General features: G+C 62.7%; 14 protein-coding genes and 1 pseudogene. 10 read left to right on the plus strand and 5 right to left on the minus strand.

From position 1 onward, the window contains the following. Positions 1 to 36: 36 nt before the first annotated feature. From CIT25_RS22235 to CIT25_RS22245, 3 genes are read left to right on the plus strand one after another with little or no spacing between them, the layout of a single operon-like run. Positions 37 to 984 (plus strand): ABC transporter permease, encoded by a 948-nt coding sequence (locus CIT25_RS22235; RefSeq protein ID WP_095486671.1) that lies wholly within the window; start codon positions 37 to 39, stop codon positions 982 to 984. After that, positions 981 to 1,850, plus strand: coding sequence for an ABC transporter permease (locus CIT25_RS22240; RefSeq protein ID WP_095486672.1), 870 nt, complete (start codon positions 981 to 983; stop codon positions 1,848 to 1,850). Before CIT25_RS22235 ends, CIT25_RS22240 begins: the two co-directional genes overlap by 4 nt. Next, a complete protein-coding gene (locus CIT25_RS22245; protein WP_095486673.1) occupies positions 1,847 to 3,490 on the plus strand; it encodes an ABC transporter ATP-binding protein in 1,644 nt (547 codons plus the stop codon). The genes CIT25_RS22240 and CIT25_RS22245 overlap by 4 nt, the downstream gene beginning before the upstream one ends. A 10-nt stretch (positions 3,491 to 3,500) precedes the next feature. Here the strand turns inward: CIT25_RS22245 and CIT25_RS22250 are convergent, their stop codons facing one another. Then, a complete protein-coding gene (locus CIT25_RS22250) occupies positions 3,501 to 3,938 on the minus strand; it encodes a TerB family tellurite resistance protein (RefSeq protein WP_095486750.1) in 438 nt (145 codons plus the stop codon). Positions 3,939 to 4,518: 580 nt separating this feature from the next. On the opposite strand from CIT25_RS22250, the gene CIT25_RS22255 reads away from it, so the two are divergent. The 3 genes from CIT25_RS22255 to CIT25_RS22265 all read left to right on the plus strand — a co-directional run bounded on the left by CIT25_RS22255 (position 4,519) and on the right by CIT25_RS22265 (position 6,149). Beyond that, positions 4,519 to 4,689, plus strand: coding sequence for a hypothetical protein (locus tag CIT25_RS22255; RefSeq protein ID WP_095486751.1), 171 nt, complete (start codon positions 4,519 to 4,521; stop codon positions 4,687 to 4,689). A gap of 99 nt (positions 4,690 to 4,788) precedes the next feature. After that, positions 4,789 to 5,622 (plus strand): helix-turn-helix domain-containing protein, encoded by an 834-nt coding sequence (locus tag CIT25_RS22260; protein WP_095486674.1) that lies wholly within the window; start codon positions 4,789 to 4,791, stop codon positions 5,620 to 5,622. A 104-nt stretch (positions 5,623 to 5,726) separates the two neighbouring features. Continuing rightward, on the plus strand, positions 5,727 to 6,149 hold the full coding sequence (locus CIT25_RS22265; protein WP_095486675.1) for a VOC family protein: 423 nt from the start codon (positions 5,727 to 5,729) through the stop codon (positions 6,147 to 6,149). Here the strand turns inward: CIT25_RS22265 and CIT25_RS22270 are convergent. Together CIT25_RS22270 and CIT25_RS22275 are read right to left on the minus strand one after the other, a co-directional pair. Further along, positions 6,146 to 7,612, minus strand: a complete 1,467-nt coding sequence (locus tag CIT25_RS22270) for a cobyric acid synthase (protein ID WP_095486676.1) — start codon at positions 7,610 to 7,612, stop codon at positions 6,146 to 6,148. The two genes, CIT25_RS22265 and CIT25_RS22270, sit on opposite strands and share 4 nt — an antisense overlap. Then, positions 7,612 to 8,226 (minus strand): dimethylsulfonioproprionate lyase family protein, encoded by a 615-nt coding sequence (locus tag CIT25_RS22275; protein WP_095486677.1) that lies wholly within the window; start codon positions 8,224 to 8,226, stop codon positions 7,612 to 7,614. Before CIT25_RS22275 ends, CIT25_RS22270 begins: the two co-directional genes overlap by 1 nt. 138 nt (positions 8,227 to 8,364) lie before the next feature. On the opposite strand from CIT25_RS22275, the gene CIT25_RS22280 reads away from it, so the two are divergent. The 4 genes and pseudogenes from CIT25_RS22280 to CIT25_RS22295 form a co-directional block, all read left to right on the plus strand. Beyond that, positions 8,365 to 9,531: an isobutyryl-CoA dehydrogenase gene (locus tag CIT25_RS22280; RefSeq protein ID WP_095486678.1), complete on the plus strand. Its 1,167-nt coding sequence runs from the start codon at positions 8,365 to 8,367 to the stop codon at positions 9,529 to 9,531. 118 nt (positions 9,532 to 9,649) lie between these two features. Continuing rightward, the gene (gene mmsB / locus CIT25_RS22285) at positions 9,650 to 10,534 is read left to right on the plus strand and encodes a 3-hydroxyisobutyrate dehydrogenase (protein ID WP_095486679.1); all 885 of its coding nucleotides are present in this window, start codon (positions 9,650 to 9,652) and stop codon (positions 10,532 to 10,534) included. A 204-nt stretch (positions 10,535 to 10,738) separates the two neighbouring features. Next, positions 10,739 to 10,972 (plus strand): hypothetical protein, encoded by a 234-nt coding sequence (locus CIT25_RS22290; protein WP_095486680.1) that lies wholly within the window; start codon positions 10,739 to 10,741, stop codon positions 10,970 to 10,972. Positions 10,973 to 11,040: 68 nt separating this feature from the next. Next, a pseudogene (locus CIT25_RS22295) lies at positions 11,041 to 13,049 on the plus strand (ABC transporter ATP-binding protein/permease); the annotation flags it as partial. A 216-nt stretch (positions 13,050 to 13,265) separates the two neighbouring features. On the opposite strand, the gene CIT25_RS22300 reads toward CIT25_RS22295, so the two are convergent. Both CIT25_RS22300 and CIT25_RS22305 read right to left on the minus strand, forming a co-directional pair. Then, positions 13,266 to 14,090, minus strand: a complete 825-nt coding sequence (locus CIT25_RS22300) for a methyltransferase domain-containing protein (RefSeq protein WP_095486682.1) — start codon at positions 14,088 to 14,090, stop codon at positions 13,266 to 13,268. A gap of 901 nt (positions 14,091 to 14,991) precedes the next feature. Further along, positions 14,992 to 16,371 carry an aspartate aminotransferase family protein gene (locus CIT25_RS22305; RefSeq protein WP_095486683.1) on the minus strand — a complete coding sequence of 460 codons (1,380 nt, stop codon included), beginning with the start codon at positions 16,369 to 16,371 and terminating at the stop codon, positions 14,992 to 14,994. Positions 16,372 to 16,491: the final 120 nt, after the last annotated feature.

Consider the following 16,491-nt stretch of genomic DNA (forward strand, 5'->3'; position numbering starts at 1 on the left):
ACAGCCCGACCGCTCGATCGCTTCCGTTCCGCCCCCATGACCGCCTATCTCCTCAAGCGTCTTGCCATCGCCCTCATCACGCTGGTTCTGGCCTCCATGGTGGTCTTCGCCGTGCTGGAGATCATTCCCGGCGACCCGGCGCGGCTGATGCTTGGCATGAACGCCAGCGCCGACCAAGTCGATTTGCTGCGCAACCAGATGGGTCTCAACGCGCCCCTTGCCTCGCGCTATCTGCACTGGGCCGGTGGCTTGCTGAGCCTCGATTTCGGCCGTTCCTACACCTATTCGGTGCCGGTCATCGATCTGGTCCGCGAGCGCGTCGTTGTCTCCCTGCCGCTGGCGCTGATCGCGCTGGCGCTGTCCACTATCATTGCCATTCCGGTCGGGCTGTTTTCCGCCGGCCGGCACGGACGGGCCGGGGACACGATTGCGATGGGTGCCGCCCAGCTTGGCGTCGCCGTGCCGAACTTCTGGTTTGCGCTGATGCTGATCTACCTGTTTGCCGTCTGGCTGCGGCTGGTGCCGGCGGGTGGCTTTCCGGGGTGGAGCGCGGGCGTCTGGCCAGCACTGAAATCGCTGTTCCTGCCGGCGATCGCGCTCGCCCTGCCGCAAGCGGCGATCCTCGCCCGCGTCACCCGCTCGGCGCTGATCGAAGTGCTGAACGAGGACTATATCCGCACCGCCCGCGCCAAGGGCCTGCCCTATCGCGCGGTGCTTTGGCGGCACGCGCTGCGCAACGCCATGATCCCGGTGCTGACCATTCTCGGCCTGCAATTCGCCTTTCTGCTCGCCGGCACCATCATCATCGAGAACGTCTTTTACCTGCCGGGCCTTGGCCGGCTGGTGTTCCAGGCGATCACCCAGCGCGACCTGATCGTCGTCGAAAGCGTCGTCATGCTGCTGGTCGCCGCCGTCATCGCCGTCAACCTGCTTGTCGATCTCTCCTATGCGGTCGTCGATCCGCGCCTGAGAAGCCGCCAATGACGCTGCGCTTCGACATCCCGGAAGAAAATTTTGCCGACATCCTGGCCAAGGCCTTCACCAACCGCTCGTTTCTCGCCGGCTTCGTCATCACCGCACTGGTGGCAGTGATTGCCATCGTCTCGTTTTTCTGGACGCCTTTTGACGTCACCAGGCTGATCATCGCCGACAAGACCCAGGCACCCTCGCCGGCGCACTGGTTCGGCACCGACCATTTCGGCCGCGACATTCTTTCCATGATCATGGTCGGCGCCCGCAATTCGATCGCCGTGGCGTTGGTGGCGGTCGGCATTGGCATGGGCATCGGCGTGCCGCTCGGCGCCTTTGCCGCGGCGCGCGGCGGCATCGTCGACGAAGCGGTGATGCGGCTGAATGATCTCGTCTTCGCCTTCCCTGCCCTGCTCTCGGCGATCATGATCACCGCCATTTTCGGGCCGGGCGCGCTCAACGCCATCATCGCCATCGGCATCTTCAACATCCCGGTCTTTGCCCGCGTCGCCCGGGCCGGTGCGCTGGCGATCTGGCCGCGCGAATTCATCCTTGCCGCGCGCGCCGCCGGCAAAGGCAAAACGCTGATCACGCTGGAACATGTGCTGCCCAACATCGTCACATTGCTCCTGGTTCAAGGCACCATCCAGTTCGCGCTCGGCATCCTGGCCGAAGCCGGGCTTTCCTATGTCGGGCTGGGCACACAGCCGCCAATGCCGAGTTGGGGGCGGATGCTGTTCGATGCGCAGACCCGCATGGTGGCGGCGCCGTGGATGGCGATCTTTCCAGGCATGGCGATCGTCGTCACCGTGCTTGGCCTGAACCTGCTCGGCGACGGTATTGCCGACATCCTCGATCCCAAATCGCGGCGGCAGCGATGAGCTTGCTCGAAATCGAGAAACTGTCGCTGAGCATCGGCAACACACCGATCCTGAGGGATGTCGAGCTCTCCGTCGCGCCCGGCGAGGTGATGGGGCTGGTCGGCGAATCCGGCTCGGGCAAGTCGATAACGGCGCTGACGGTGATGCAGCTTCTGCCCTGGGCGGCGCGCGCCACGGGGCGCGTCACCTTCGACGGCATCGACATCCTTGCGGCCAGCGAAGACCAGATGTGCGCGCTGCGCGGCGACGATATCGGCATGGTTTTCCAGGAGCCGATGACGGCACTGAATCCGGTCAAGACCATTGGCGAGCAAGTCGCCGAAGGCATCCGCTGGCACACCAGGGCAAGCCGAGCCGACGCCGAGGACCACGCGCGAAAAATGCTCGACCGGGTCGGCCTGCCGGCGGCGCAGTTTCCTTTGTCACGCTATCCGCACGAGCTTTCCGGCGGCCAGCGCCAGCGCGTCGTCATCGCCATTGCCTGCGCGCTGAAACCCAAGCTGCTGATCGCCGACGAGCCGACGACGGCGCTCGACGTCGTGCTGCAGGCGCAGATCCTCGACCTGTTGCGCGACCTGGTCGCGGAAAACCGCATGGGCCTGCTCTTGATCTCGCACGACCTTGCGGTGGTGACCGAGATGGCGGATCGCATCACCATCCTGCGCCATGGCGAAGTGATGGAGGCCGGCGACACGGCGCGCACTTTGTCGGAGCAGCTTCATCCCTACACGCGACAACTGGCGCAGGCCTCTATGCATGTCCCGGCGCGCGCCAGGACACATGAGGTCGGCCTGGACAACCCCCTGCTCCAGGGTGCCAAACCCCTGCTCCAGGTAGACAGCGTGACGCGGGACTATCCGGGACGTCGAAAATCGCTGCTGAAGCGGGCGGCCCCGATCCGCGCCGTCGACGATGTCTCGTTTTCGATTGATCCCGGCCAGTCAGTGGCTCTGGTCGGACGTTCGGGCTGCGGCAAGTCCACGCTTGCCCGCATGGTCCTGGCGCTGGACGGGCCGACATCGGGAACGATCCGGTTTCGGGGGCAGGTCATCACCGGCAAGAGCGAGGCTGAGCTCAAGCCGGCGCGCCGCGACATGCAGGTGGTGTTCCAGGACCCTTACGGCTCTTTCGACCCGCGCCTGAAGGTCGAAAAGCTGGTCGCCGAGCCACTGCACGTCCTGGAGAAGAAGCCGACGAATGCCGAGCGGCGCGAGATGGTGGCAAAGGCCTTGCACGAGGTCGGCCTCAGCCCACGCGACATGGACAAATATCCCCACGAATTTTCAGGCGGCCAGCGCCAGCGCCTGTCGATCGCCCGCGCTATCATCACCCGTCCCAAACTGGTCGTCGCCGACGAGCCGGTCTCGGCCCTCGATGTCTCTATCCGCGCCCAGGTTCTCGACCTGTTCGCCGAGCTCAACCAGAAGCTCGGCATCGCCTACGTCTTCATCACTCACGATCTGACCGTCGCCCGCGCCATCACCGACGCGGTGATGGTCATGCACGACGGCAAGATCGTCGAGCGCGGCAGGACGAGCGAGGTTCTCGACCATCCGCAGTCCGAAGCCGCCAAGGCGCTGGTCGCTGCCGCTCCGGACCTGCACCGGGCAATAGCGCGCCGGTTACACGAACAAGGGTGAGCGGGCCGCTTCAGGCTTGCGTTTGCGGCTTCACCGCATCGGCAGGGCTGATGTCGAGCAGGTCGAGCGTGCGGCGCAAGAGCTTCATCTCGTTCCCGGCAAGTTGTGAATCGGCCTTGGCGATCTCGGCCATGTGGCGGGCAAGCAGCTTGCGCCGCTCGACGTCGAGGTCACGGAACTGCGCGATGGCTTGCGAGCTGTTGGTCTCGTAGCCGAACTCGTTGAGATATTCGATGACGCTGTCGATGCTGGCTTCCGGAATGCCGAAGGCTTCCCGGCAGATGCGCCTGAGCGCGACCATTTCGCTCTCGCTGACCGAGCCGTCGGCGAGAATCATACGAAACAGCATGAGCAGTTCCGCCGACAGCACAGGATCGTCCGCAACCTTGCGCACGCCGGGGTCGCCGTCGAAGATCAAGCGTATCTGGTCCAGTAAAGCGAATGCCATCAGCGTCCCTTTCCGATTCGTCAAATGCATGTCGCTCAAAAGTGCGCAGCGGTTTTGAGATAACGACATGCATAAAACAAAAGAGCCAAGCGCGTCGCGGCGCGCTTGGCATAGGTAGCGCGGAATCGGCCTTGCGCAAACGGGTCGGCTGGGTTCGAACGGGGCAATCGCTTCAGGTTTTTAATTCGCCTCCTCATCCTTTTCCGGGCATTGGCGCTGCCCTTCACCTGCCTGCCGGCATCCTCTCCCCGTATAGCGACGGGGAGAGGGGCGCTCTCGTCACCGGTTTCGCCAATCACCAGCGTCGCAGGAAGGGCGCCGAAGCTGCGGCCAGCCCCTTCTCCTGCCCGGCAGGGCGATGAGGGGCGGCGCCAAGATCGACAATTGGTGGTCTCCGTCACAATTTGGAAACTATCATCCGTCTCCAGGGATTGCCCTCGTGATCGAAAGCGCCGCATCCTTCTGGCCACTCCCCGTCAAGCTGCTGGCTGACCCGGCGAACCCGCTGCGCACGCTGATTGGTGTGTGACGGCGCGCCTGATAGTATGCGGTTGTACGAATCATGTTGGAGGAGCCACACATGAATCTCAGTGCGCCTACGCAGCTTATTTTCATCATATCCCTTGTTATCGCCATTCTCGGCCTTCTTGCCGCTTTTGGCGTCCTTGCGTTCATTCCCATACCCGCGGTTTGGATTGCCCTCATCGCTTATATCGTGCTTGCCGGTGGCTGCTTGATGCGCGGCGCTTAAGCACTCAGATCTCAGGCAACTCGGAGCGCCCGGCCACAAGCCGGGCGCTTTTGATTTTGAGGGATGGTCTGTTAGACTCCATGGGCGGAAGGAAAGCTCATGCCCGCCGAGAGCGAAGACGGCAGCCGCCATGAAAATCCCGGCCTCGACCGGTTCGAGATGGTGCGGCGCGCGCCCGGCCCTCGGCTCCGGTGCGCGGTCACCGACATCTGCGGCTACCGCGAAACAATGCCCGGCCATTTCCGCAACGTCGAATATGCGTCGCTGACCGTCCCACTGGTTATCAGCTTTGCCGAACCCTTCGCCATCGGGCTCGGCAAGAACCCCGGCGACAATGATCGCTTCGCCAGTTTCGCCGCCGGCCTTTTTGCCGGTCCGGTGGTGATCGAGTCCTTCGGCGGCGCCTGCTGTGTACAGGTCAATTTCACACCGCTCGGCGCCCGCCGCTTCTTCGGCCTTCCGATGAGCGAACTGACCGACCGCATGGTCGGCCTCGACGATGTGCTTGGCCTCGAAGGCATCGCGCTGCGCGAAAGACTTGGCAATGCGCACGACTGGAGCGCACGCTTTGCCATCGTCGAGGCGTTCGTCGCCGCGCGACTGACTGAGGCGCGGGAAACGCAGTCCGAAATCGCCTGGGCCTATGAACGGATCATCGTCTCGGGCGGCCGCATTCGCGTGTCGTCGCTCGCCGACAGGATAGGCTGGAGCCGCAAGCATCTCGCAGGAAAGTTTTCCAACGCGATCGGCGTCGGCCCCAAGACGCTGTCGCGCATCGTCCGCTTCAACCGGGCGCTCGGGCTCTCAAGGCAGGACCAATCCGATTGGGCCGATATCGCCGCCGATTGCGGCTATGCAGACCAGGCGCATCTGGTTCGCGAATTCCGCGATCTTGCCGGCGAAACGCCGACGACGCTTGCCGCCCAGGCATAAACCGCCCAGGTCCTTTGCAGGACACTCAGGTAACATTTCTTCAAGACGCCGCAACAGGCTTCGCCCAGACTGGGTTATCACCAACCCAACTGAAGGAAATCGCCATGACCATGTCCGTCGAACCGCCCAGACTCTATCCCACCTTGCGCTACCGCAATGCCGCGAAGATGATCGATTGGCTGGGCGAGGCCTTCGGCTTTGTCGTTCATGCCCGCTACGGCGAAGGCGATATCGTCCAACACGCCGAACTGACTTTAGGCTCCTCGATGATCATGCTGGGCACTGCACGCGACGACAAGTTCGGCCAGATAATCGGCGCACCGGGGCCAGGTGGCGGCAGATCGATCTATGTTGCCGTCGACGATGCCGATGCCGCCTATGCCAAAGCCAAGAAGGCCGGCGCCGAAATACTGGAAGAGCTGACTGACCGCGACTATGGCAGCCGCGAGTTCATCTGCCGCGATCCGGAGGGCAATGTCTGGTCCTTCGGCACCTACTGGCCGAAGGCCGCCGAGCCCGCCAGCTAACGGGCGAGGCCAAAAATCGCGTCGCAGTCGAGGTGGATCTCCAGCTCGGCTGCGACCTCGTCCAATGCCCGTTCTACCTCGGCGCGATAGTCGATGCCGCCGCCTTTGACGCCGAGGTTTTCCAGGAATTTCGCCCGAAAAGCGTCGGCGGAAAACAGCCCGTGCAGATAGGTGCCTGACACCTTGCCGTCGGCCGAGATGGCGCCGTCGTCAACGCCGTTGATCACCGCGGATGGACGCAGCGTGTCCGGACCGGTGGTGCGGCCGAGATGGATCTCGTAGCCTTCGAGCGGCAGGTCGAATTGCACCGAGCGCGCGCTGACATTGCGCACCGTCTTTTCCGGCTCCATCACCGTTTCGACGTCGAGCAGGCCAAGCCCTTCGGTCTCGGTAACGCTGCCCTCGATGCCGTCGGGGTCGCGCACGATACGGCCGAGCATCTGAAAGCCGCCGCAGATGCCGACCACATGCCCGCCGCGCTTGCGATGGGCGGCAAGATCACGGTCCCAGCCATTCTCGCGAAATCTCAGGAGATCGCCGATCGTCGACTTCGAGCCGGGAATGACCACCAGCCCAGAGTCCTCCGGCAAGCGCTGGCCGGGCGGCACGAAGACCACCTCGACTTCGCGTTCGGCCTTGAGCGGGTCGAGATCGTCGAAATTGGCGATACGCGAAAGCATCGGCACGGCGACCTTCAGCGCGCGCTTCTCGCCGGACGCGAGGCGCTCAAGCACAACCGAATCCTCCGAGGGCAACCGCGCCGCCGCCTTCAGCCACGGCACGACGCCAAAACAGTGCCAGCCGGTGAACCTCTCGATCGCCTTGATGCCGTCATCGAACAGCGAGACATCGCCGCGGAACTTGTTGATGAGGTAGCCGACGATCATGCGCCGGTCCTCTTCCGGCAGGATCAGATGGGTGCCGGCGATCGAGGCGATGACGCCGCCGCGGTCGATGTCGCCGACGAGGATCACCGGCACGTTGGCGCGCGTGGCAAAGCCCATATTGGCAATGTCGCGGCTCCTGAGATTGATCTCGGCCGGCGAGCCGGCGCCCTCGACGATGACGAGATCGGCGCCTTCGCCGACCTTCGCCCAGGAGTCCAGCACCGCATCCATCAGTTGGCCCTTCAGCGCCTGGTAGTCGCGCGCCCGCGCCTCGCCGAACACCTTGCCCTGCACCACCACTTGCGCACCGGTATCGGTCTGCGGCTTGAGCAGCACCGGGTTCATGTGGACGGAGGGCGCCGCGCCACAGGCGATCGCCTGCAGCCATTGGGCGCGGCCGATCTCGCCGCCGCCGGCACCCGGAATGTCGGCGACGGCTGCGTTGTTCGACATGTTCTGCGGCTTGAACGGCCGCACTTTCAGCCCACGTTTTTTCGCTGCGCGGCAGAGGCCCGCGACCAGCACCGTCTTGCCGACATCGGAGCCCGTGCCCTGCAGCATGATCGCCTTGGCCATCAGTCCCTGCCCCACGTCGTCGTTCCGGTGATCGTCGACTTGGCCGCCAGCGGCCCGCCGCGCCAGATGTAGAGCGCCAGCAGCGGCTCCTTGCCGGTGCGCATGGCGTGGCTGACGTCGGAGGCATGGTGGATCACCTCACCCGCCTCGCGCCTGCGAAATTCGCCTCCGCCCATGCGCCATTCGGCGCCGCCGGTCAGCGGAATGTAGATCTCCTCGGCGACGTGATGATGGTCGGGGTAGACGATATCAGGCCCGAGGATCAGCAGGCCGGCCGCAACCTCGTCGTTGACGAAATGGCCGCGCGTGCCGAATACTTCCAGCCACCCGTAATTGTCGATGAACGTCTTGCCGAAATCCGCCTCGCCGTAGGTCTGCCCCCAGTGCAGCTCCCCGCGACGCTCGGCGACCAGCCGCACCAATGGCTGGGCGTTCGCTGCAGCGAGCTCGACGATTCGGTCGAGCTGGCGCAGGCAAGCGAGCGGATGCGGCTCGAGCGGACGCGCCGGCATGGCCCAGCCGATCCGAGCCACGGCATCGCGCACCAGCGCATTATTGAACGTCTCGAGATAGGCATGGAAACGTTTGAGCAGCTCATCGAAATTTGTCGTCACGCCTTGCTCCAGACACGCATTAGCGCACACCCGCTTCACAGATGGTCGGCTTGCGCGGCGGCATCATTGGTCTAGATTGAGCGGCGCGCAAAGCCAAAAACGACAGGCCAGCAGGCCGGAAACATCAGGGAGCACGCTATGGACGCCGCTGTCGATGCGAGCACCAGCCAGTTCGAGCTCAACGAGGACCAGCGCGCCATCCAGGAGATGGCCGAGGCCTTCGCCGCCGACCGGGTCGCGCCGAATGCGCTCGACTGGGACCGCAACAAGCATTTTCCGGCAGATGTGATCCGCGAGACGGGCCCGCTCGGCCTTGGCGGCATCTATATCAGCGACGATGTCGGCGGCTCGGCCCTCGGCCGGCTCGACGCCGTGCTGATCTTCGAGGCGCTCTCGCGCGCCGATCCGGCATTTTCGTCCTTCATCTCGATCCACAACATGGTGGCGTCGATGATCGACCGCTTCGGCAGCAACGAGCAGCGCCGGCGCTTCCTGCCGAAGCTGACCTCGATGGAATGGCTGGCCAGCTATTGCCTGACCGAGCCGGGCTCGGGGTCGGATGCCGCGGCGCTGAAGACGCGCGCGGTGAAGGGCGGCGGCGACTATGTGCTGAACGGCGTCAAGCAGTTCATCTCGGGCGCCGGCGACAGCGACATCTACATCGTCATGGCGCGCACCAGCGCCGACGGGCCGAAGGGCATTTCCACCTTCGTCGTGCCGAAGGATGCGCCCGGCCTCTCCTTCGGCGCCAACGAGCACAAGATGGGCTGGCACATGCAGTCGACCCGCCAGGTCATCTTCGAGGACTGCAAGGTGCCTGCGCAAAACCTGCTGTCAGTCGAAGGCGCCGGCTTCGGCATTGCCATGGCCGGGCTCGACGGCGGCCGGCTCAACATCGCCGCCTGTTCGCTGGGCGGCGCCCAATCGGCGCTCGACAAGGCGCTGGCCTACACCGCCGAGCGCAAGGCCTTCGGATCCAAGATCAACCAGTTCCAGGCGCTGCAATTCAAGCTCGCCGACATGGAGACCGAGCTGCAAGCAGCGCGCATCTTTCTCTACGCCGCCGCCTCGAAGCTCGACCGCAACGCGCCCGATGCCTCGAAATGGTCGGCGATGGCCAAGCGCTTCGTCACCGACATCGGCTTCAACGTCGCCAATGACGCCCTGCAACTGCATGGCGGTTATGGCTATTTGCACGATTATGGCATCGAGAAACTGGTCCGCGACCTGCGTGTCCACCAGATCCTCGAAGGCACCAACGAAATCATGCGCGTCATCATCGCGCGCGCCCTGATCGGCCGCTGAGCATTTTGCAGCCAAGTGGAATCACTTGGCGTCGCAGAAATGCGGCTAAACAAACAGATAGAGCGGGATATCTCTTCGATCCTGAACATCCCGCTCTGGCAAAACCGGGAGAAAAACGATGACCACCATCGCCTTTATCGGCCTCGGCAACATGGGCAATCCGATGGCCGCCAACCTCGTCAAGGCAGGACATACCGTGCACGGCTTCGATCTGATGCCGGAAAACCTCGTCATCGCCAGGGATCATGGCGTCGTCGTCATGGCCAATGCCATTGCCGCGGTGAAGGGCGCCGATGTGGTCATCACCATGCTGCCGGCCGGCAAGCACGTCCTGTCGGTCTACGAAGACATCGCGCCCAAGGCGAAAAAAGGCGCGCTGCTCATCGATTCCTCGACCATCGACGTCGAATCGGCGCGAAAGGCCCACGCGATCGCCGCAAGACATGAGCTTCTGTCGATCGACGCGCCGGTTTCCGGCGGCACCGGCGGCGCCACCGCCGGCACGCTGACCTTCATGGCCGGTGGCTCGAAGGACGCCTTCGCCAAAGCCGAGCCAGTCCTCAAGCCAATGGCCGGCCGTATCGTCCATTGCGGCGATGACGGCGCCGGACAGGCGGCAAAGATCTGCAACAACATGATGTTAGGCATTTCGATGATCGGCGTCGCCGAAGCCTTCGTTCTGGCGGAAAAGCTCGGTCTGTCGCATCAGGCGCTGTTCGACGTCGCCTCGACCTCCTCCGGCCAATGCTGGTCGCTGACCACCTACTGCCCGGTGCCTGGTCCGGTGCCGACATCGCCGGCCAACAATGGCTACAGGCCTGGGTTTGCCGCAGCATTGATGCTGAAGGACCTGAAATTGTCACAGGAAGCCGCGCAAAGCGTCGGCGCGGTGACGCCGCTCGGCGCCGAGGCCGCCCAGCTTTACGCGCTGTTCAACGCCCAGGGGCATGCCGGCGCCGATTTTTCCGGCATCATAAACTTTTTGCGCGGCACCCCGGAGTAAGCCTCGAACTCGACAGGGCTTTTTGATTTCCCGGCAAAAGAAACACCGCAAATTTAGATTTGCTTAAACTCTCGATAACCCCCCGGTAACGATGTGCCTGTAAAACGGAATGCGAGGCGGCATATCGCATCCGCCCGGCGCTCCGGATCAGGTCTCGCGTACCGGAGCCCGTACGTTTCGCAAGTGTTCCGTTAGCGAAGCGCCATGCGTATCTGGCAAAGCCGCGTTCCCGAGGGAGCGCGGTTTTTGCGTTTCGCATTCTTCAAGGACAGTGACACGATCGCCCCGGCGCGCCTCCAGATGATCGTCGGCCTGGTGGCGGCGATCCTGAGCTACGTCGACCCACAGGTGGAGCGCGAGGGTTCCGGTCGCTCGTCATGTTCGTTCCATGGCCTCGCGATCGAATCCCCCCGCCGCCGTGAGCACGATCTGAGATGACCTAGCTCCTGAAGCTCATTGGATCGAACATCATGAAACCTTCTCATTTTTAAGCCGTTATCGCCGGTATGTCCGAGGCTAAATTCAAGCCGAAATCGATCTCCAAATCGCGCGATGCCGAGAAGTCGCGCCAGGAGAAGCAATCGACTGTCGAAGTCGCGTCTGAGGTCGCCGGCGCGGCCCCGCCGCCGGACTTCATCGAACCCGATCCAGAGCTCACTCCTGAGGAGGCCGAGCAGGCACGCAAGAGATACTTGCTGAGGCGTTTCTGGATCAGCGCGCGCGGTTATTGGGGCCGCGGAGGCGATAGGCTCGCATGGCCGTTCACGATCGGGCTCTTGGTCCTGATCATCATCAATGTCGGCTTCCAGTATGGGATCAATGTCTGGAACCGCGCAATTTTCGACGCCCTTGAGCAACGCAATGCCCGCACCGTTTATATCCTGAGCGCCGTTTTCGTGCCGCTCGTGCTCGGAAGCGGCAGCCTTGTCGTTGCGCAAGTCTTCCTTCGCATGACGATTCAGCGCCGCTGGCGTTCCTGGCTCGCCACCGCGGTCATCGCGCGTTGGCTTGCAAGCGGCCGCTACTTTCAGTTGAACCTCGTCGGCGGCGATCACCAGAACCCCGAAGCCCGCATCACCGAGGATTTGCGGATTGCCACCGAATCTCCGGTCGATTTCATCGCCGGCGTCATCAACGCGTTTCTGTCGGCCTCGACCTTCATCGTGGTGCTCTGGACGATCGGTGGGGCCTTGACCCTGACGATCGCAGGTTCGACCGTGACCATTCCCGGCTTTCTCGTCATCACCGCGGTAACCTATGCCGCGATCACATCCACCTCGATGGCGGTCATTGGCCGCCACTTCGTCCGCCTCTCCGAGGAAAAAAATCAGGCGGAAGCCGAATTCCGCTACACGCTGACGCGGGTGCGGGAAAACGGCGAGAGTATAGCATTGCTCGGTGGCGAGGAGGAGGAGCGTAGCGGCATCGACAAGACGTTCGCCCATGTGCTCAAGCAATGGGCGCTTCTTACAGGCCAGCACATGCGCACAGCGCTGGTGTCGCAGGGGGCAAGTTTGTTTGCGCCTGTCGTGCCCGTTTTGCTTTGCGCTCCAAAGTTTCTCGAAGGCAGCATGACACTTGGACAGGTAATGCAGGCTGCCTCTGCCTTTGCCATCGTGCAGGGCGCGTTCGGATGGCTGGTCGACAACTACCCCCGTCTCGCCGATTGGAACGCCTGCGCACGGCGCATCGCCTCACTGATGATGTCACTCGACGGACTCGAGCGCGCGGAACAGAGCAACACACTGGGACGCATAAAGCGCGGCGAAACTGCAGGCGATGCGATGCTCAGCCTGAACAATCTGTCCGTGTCGCTCGACGACGGCACCGCCGTGGTCAAGGAAACTAGGGTCGTGATCGAACCAGGCGAGCGGGTGCTCGTTTCCGGCGAATCCGGCTCAGGCAAGAGTACGTTGGTGCGGGCCATCGCAGGTCTGTGGCCGTGGGGTGGCGGCAGCGTCAACATCCGCGCCGACAGACGGCTGTTCATGCTGCCGCAAAGGCCTTACGTACCTACCGGGACGCTTCGCCGCGCAGTCGCCTATCCAGGCGCCGCCGATCGCTGGACGCTGGGTAAGATCAAGGCTGCCCTCAACAAGGTCGGACTCGATTATCTGAACGACAAGATCGAGGACGACGCGCCATGGGACCAGACCTTGTCGGGTGGCGAAAAGCAGCGGCTCGCCTTCGCACGTCTTCTGCTGCACAGCCCCGATATCATCGTGCTGGATGAAGCAACGTCAGCACTCGATGAAAAGAGTCAGGACAAGATGATGGAGATGATCATTCACGAATTGCCGAAGGTCACCATCATAAGCGTAGCGCATCGCGCCGAGTTGGAAGCCTTCCATAGCCGCAAGATCACATTGGAGCGGCGCGAGGGCGGCGCAAAGCTTGTCAGCGACGTCGATCTTGTCCAGCGTAAGAGCAGACGGAACTTGCTTGTGCGATTTCTCGGGCGCCGGCGCGCCTACCGAAACGCAGCACGACATTGAGCAAAGCGGCGCTGCCCGAGACAAAAAGTGAAGTCCGCCGGGCGGGCCTGGGTCAAGGGCAGCAAGAAAGCAGCCCGCGCCGCGCGCACTGCGAACTAAGTCCGACGTCTGCTCGATGGCTTGGCGATGGCGGCTTGGCCGACAACTTCGGGCGCATCGCCGGCCCCGATGGCAGATGATCGTCGGCCTGGTGGCGGCGGTCCTGACCTACGTCGACGACCACCGCGTCAGCTGCACTATTTGCGTGCGAGCACGACGTGAGCCTCTTGGGGGAATGTCAGCTCCCCTCCAGTTGAATAGATTGCCAGCGAGGAACTTACATCCCCCATGATCGCTGCGATGACTACGTCCCGTTGTCCGGCATCCATTCCGCTGACCAGCCCAGCCTGCGGAGTCGCTGCCAGCTGTAGTCGCACATATTCCTTTGACGAGGGGAATCGGATGTTCTGTGTCGTCGTGTGGATGGTCACCTGACGAAATCCCGCCCCGGTCACCAATCGGTAAAGCTCGTCCGCGTCGGCGAGTGAATGCTCGGACCGTTTCGTCGCCGAAGCGCCTGGACCGAGATGCCGATCCAGGGCATCCGCCAGCGCCTTTGCCGCAGGAGTATGCTCAATAGCGCTGAAAACGCTTAAGGCCAGTCGGCCGTCAGCCACCAGAACCCGGAACATCCCACGCAGCGCACTCGATCGATCCGGAAAAAACTGCAGCCCGAGCTGGCAAAGAACCAGATCGAAGGTGGAGTCAGGGAACGGCATTTCGAGCGCGCTTCCCTCGTGCCAGTCAATACGCGGTCCAGCGCCGCTCGGGAGCGACCGAGCAACGGCAAGCATGCCCGTGTTGATGTCGAGGCCGACGACATGCCCACTTCCCATACGCTCGGCCGCCGAGCGTGCCACCACGCCGGTGCCGCAAGCTACGTCCAGAACCCGCTCACCAGATCGAGGCGCAGCACGATCCACCAGGTCGGCAGCCCACAGGGCTGTGATTGCCGGAACCAGGTAGCGCTCGTAGAGTTCCGCGGCGCTACCTTCCAGCTGCCATTGCTCCTGCCGGGCCATAGCGTCCCTCCCGCACAATGAGCCGCTCCGACAACGGGCCCGATCGGCGCTTCAAGCAGCCATCATAAAGCGCCTATCTGTCACAGAGCAACCGGGCGATAGAAACAAGGATACCGAGCAGATCGTTAGGACGGTCCGCACACATTGCGAGCGTCGCTTGCTGGAGCTGCGTTAGTCAGTCGGAGGCTAATGGCGTTTTTAACGGAACGCTAATATAAATGGACGTTCGAACGAGCAGCGCCTGCCAAATCCCTGAGGGAATGCCATGCGAAGGTTCATCTTCACGGCAATGTGTATCGCCGCCGCAACGGCCGCTAACGCCCATGATTGGTACGAAGACAAGATTGATCCACAGACGAAATTCAGGTGTTGCGGTGGTTCTGATTGCCGCGCCATACCTCGGTCTTCGGTGCGGTCCAGGATAGACGGTGGTTACACTTATTTGCCGCATAATTTCACCATCCCACGGGACCGTGTACAGGAATCCCCGGACGGCCAATACCATATCTGTGAGAATACCTACGTCGTAACCAATCAGCTGTATTGGCGTTGCTTTTTCGCGCCTCGTGTCGATGTCTCTCTACTTCTCGCACGTTAAGGTAAATACGGCGCGTCGCGGCCGGAATCCTCGTAGTGACCCTTGGTGAGCGGCTGCTCCGGCTGGTACTCCTAAGACAAGGTGTCAGCCTGGGCAGGACCGACACGGCGCGCATCAGATTGATGTTGCGGTCGATGACCCTTCGAATGTTTCTGCAAGCTGACCTTCTTGGGGTTGTATTTCAGGGCGTAGGAGACCTGATTGCCGACCTCACGGCCGATCCTCGCCTGGCGAGATCTTCGGCAGATTGCGGTATTCAAACGCCGGGCGTCTGGCTGCAGGACGCCCGGCGATCGTTTTACCCTACCGCTTGCGCAAATCCGCTTGGGCCAGATCAAGCGCCTTGGCGATGCGGCCGCAAGCCATGTCGATTGTCTCGCGCGTCCAGATCAGCGGCGGCGACAGGATCATCGTGTCGCCGGTGGCGCGCAGCATCATGCCTTGGGCAATTGCGTGATCGCGGACAAGCACGGCCGCACTCCCGGCCGGCAGGAAGCGCTCCTTGGTCGCCTTGTCCCTAACAATCTCGATCGCCCCCATCAGCCCGATCGAGCGCACCTCGCCGACCAGATCGTGACCGCCGATGTGCTCCTGCAGCGCCTTGGCGAAATAGGGTCCGGTGTCGTTCTTGACCCGATCGACCAAACCTTCCCGCTCCATGATCTCGAGGTTCTTCAGCGCCACGGCGCAGGCCACGGGGTGGCCGGCATAAGTATAGCCGTGATTGAACTCGCCGCCCTTCTCGACAAGCGTCGCGGCGATGCGGTCACCAACCAGCAGTGCCGACAGCGGCTGATAACCGGAGGTCAGCGCTTTGGCGGTGGTGATGGTATCGGGCTCGATGTCGAAGGTCTGAGCTGCGAACCACTCGCCGGTGCGGCCATAGCCGGTGATGACCTCGTCCAACATCAGGAGGACATCGTATTTGCGGCAGATGCGCTGCACTTCCGGCCAATAGCTCATCGGCGGTATCTTCACGCCGCCTGCCCCCATCACCGGCTCGCCGATGAAGGCGGCGACCTTGTCGGCACCGGCTTCGAGTATGGCGTCCTCGACGGCCTTGGCCGCGCGCAGGCCGAAATCATGGTCGCTTTCACCGGGCAGAGCCAGCTCGTAGGCATACGGCATCATCACATGGACGATGTTGGGAACCGCGCCGTTGAGCTGCTTGTGCATCGGCTCCATGCCGCCCAGCGAAGCGCCGGCGATGGTCGAGCCGTGATAGGCGGTCTTGCGCGAGATGATGCGGTTCTTCTCCGGCTTGCCTTCCAATGCCCAATAGTGGCGGACAAGGCGCAGCGCCGTGTCATTGGCCTCCGAACCGGACGAGCCGTAGATGACCTGGTTGACGTGCTTCGGCGCCAGTTCCGCCAGCTTCTTGGCCAGCAGCACTGGCGTCGGTGTCGAGCATTTGAAGAAGGAATTGTAGTAGGGCAATTCCTTCATCTGGGCGTAAGCCGCGTCGGCCAGCTCATCGCGGCCGTAACCGATGTTGACGCACCACAGCCCGGCCATGCCGTCGAGGATTTCCATACCTTCGGAATCGTAGATGAACGGACCATTGGCGTGGGTGATGATGCGTGAGCCGGCCTCACGCATCTCCTTATGGTCGGTGAACGGATGAAGGTGATGAGCAGCATCGATCTGCTGAAGCTGCTTCAGCGAATAATTTTGATAAGTCATGTCTGATCTTTCCTCTTTGAACCAATCCGGCGTTTGCCGGGGCGGATTCGTCAGAGGAGCGCGGGCGGCGAATAGCCGATGCGGGCGCAAAGCCGCAAAAGCTCGGCGCGAAGCGTGCGC

The sequence above is a fragment of the Mesorhizobium mediterraneum genome, assembly GCF_002284565.1.
GTDB lineage: Bacteria > Pseudomonadota > Alphaproteobacteria > Rhizobiales > Rhizobiaceae > Mesorhizobium > Mesorhizobium mediterraneum.

Bases quoted from the DNA above. Each gene is read 5' to 3' on its own strand.
- CIT25_RS22280 (WP_095486678.1), top strand. From the start codon at position 8,365: ATGGACGCCGCTGTCGATGCGAGCACCAGCCAGTTCGAGCTCAACGAG.
- CIT25_RS22260 (WP_095486674.1), top strand. From the start codon at position 4,789: ATGCCCGCCGAGAGCGAAGACGGCAGCCGCCATGAAAATCCCGGCCTC.
- mmsB (WP_095486679.1), top strand. From the start codon at position 9,650: ATGACCACCATCGCCTTTATCGGCCTCGGCAACATGGGCAATCCGATG.
- CIT25_RS22305 (WP_095486683.1), bottom strand. From the start codon at position 16,371: ATGACTTATCAAAATTATTCGCTGAAGCAGCTTCAGCAGATCGATGCT.
- CIT25_RS22235 (WP_095486671.1), top strand. From the start codon at position 37: ATGACCGCCTATCTCCTCAAGCGTCTTGCCATCGCCCTCATCACGCTG.
- CIT25_RS22245 (WP_095486673.1), top strand. From the start codon at position 1,847: ATGAGCTTGCTCGAAATCGAGAAACTGTCGCTGAGCATCGGCAACACA.
- CIT25_RS22250 (WP_095486750.1), bottom strand. From the start codon at position 3,938: ATGGCATTCGCTTTACTGGACCAGATACGCTTGATCTTCGACGGCGAC.
- CIT25_RS22265 (WP_095486675.1), top strand. From the start codon at position 5,727: ATGACCATGTCCGTCGAACCGCCCAGACTCTATCCCACCTTGCGCTAC.
- CIT25_RS22240 (WP_095486672.1), top strand. From the start codon at position 981: ATGACGCTGCGCTTCGACATCCCGGAAGAAAATTTTGCCGACATCCTG.
- CIT25_RS22255 (WP_095486751.1), top strand. From the start codon at position 4,519: ATGAATCTCAGTGCGCCTACGCAGCTTATTTTCATCATATCCCTTGTT.
- CIT25_RS22300 (WP_095486682.1), bottom strand. From the start codon at position 14,090: ATGGCCCGGCAGGAGCAATGGCAGCTGGAAGGTAGCGCCGCGGAACTC.
- CIT25_RS22270 (WP_095486676.1), bottom strand. From the start codon at position 7,612: ATGGCCAAGGCGATCATGCTGCAGGGCACGGGCTCCGATGTCGGCAAG.
- CIT25_RS22290 (WP_095486680.1), top strand. From the start codon at position 10,739: ATGCGTATCTGGCAAAGCCGCGTTCCCGAGGGAGCGCGGTTTTTGCGT.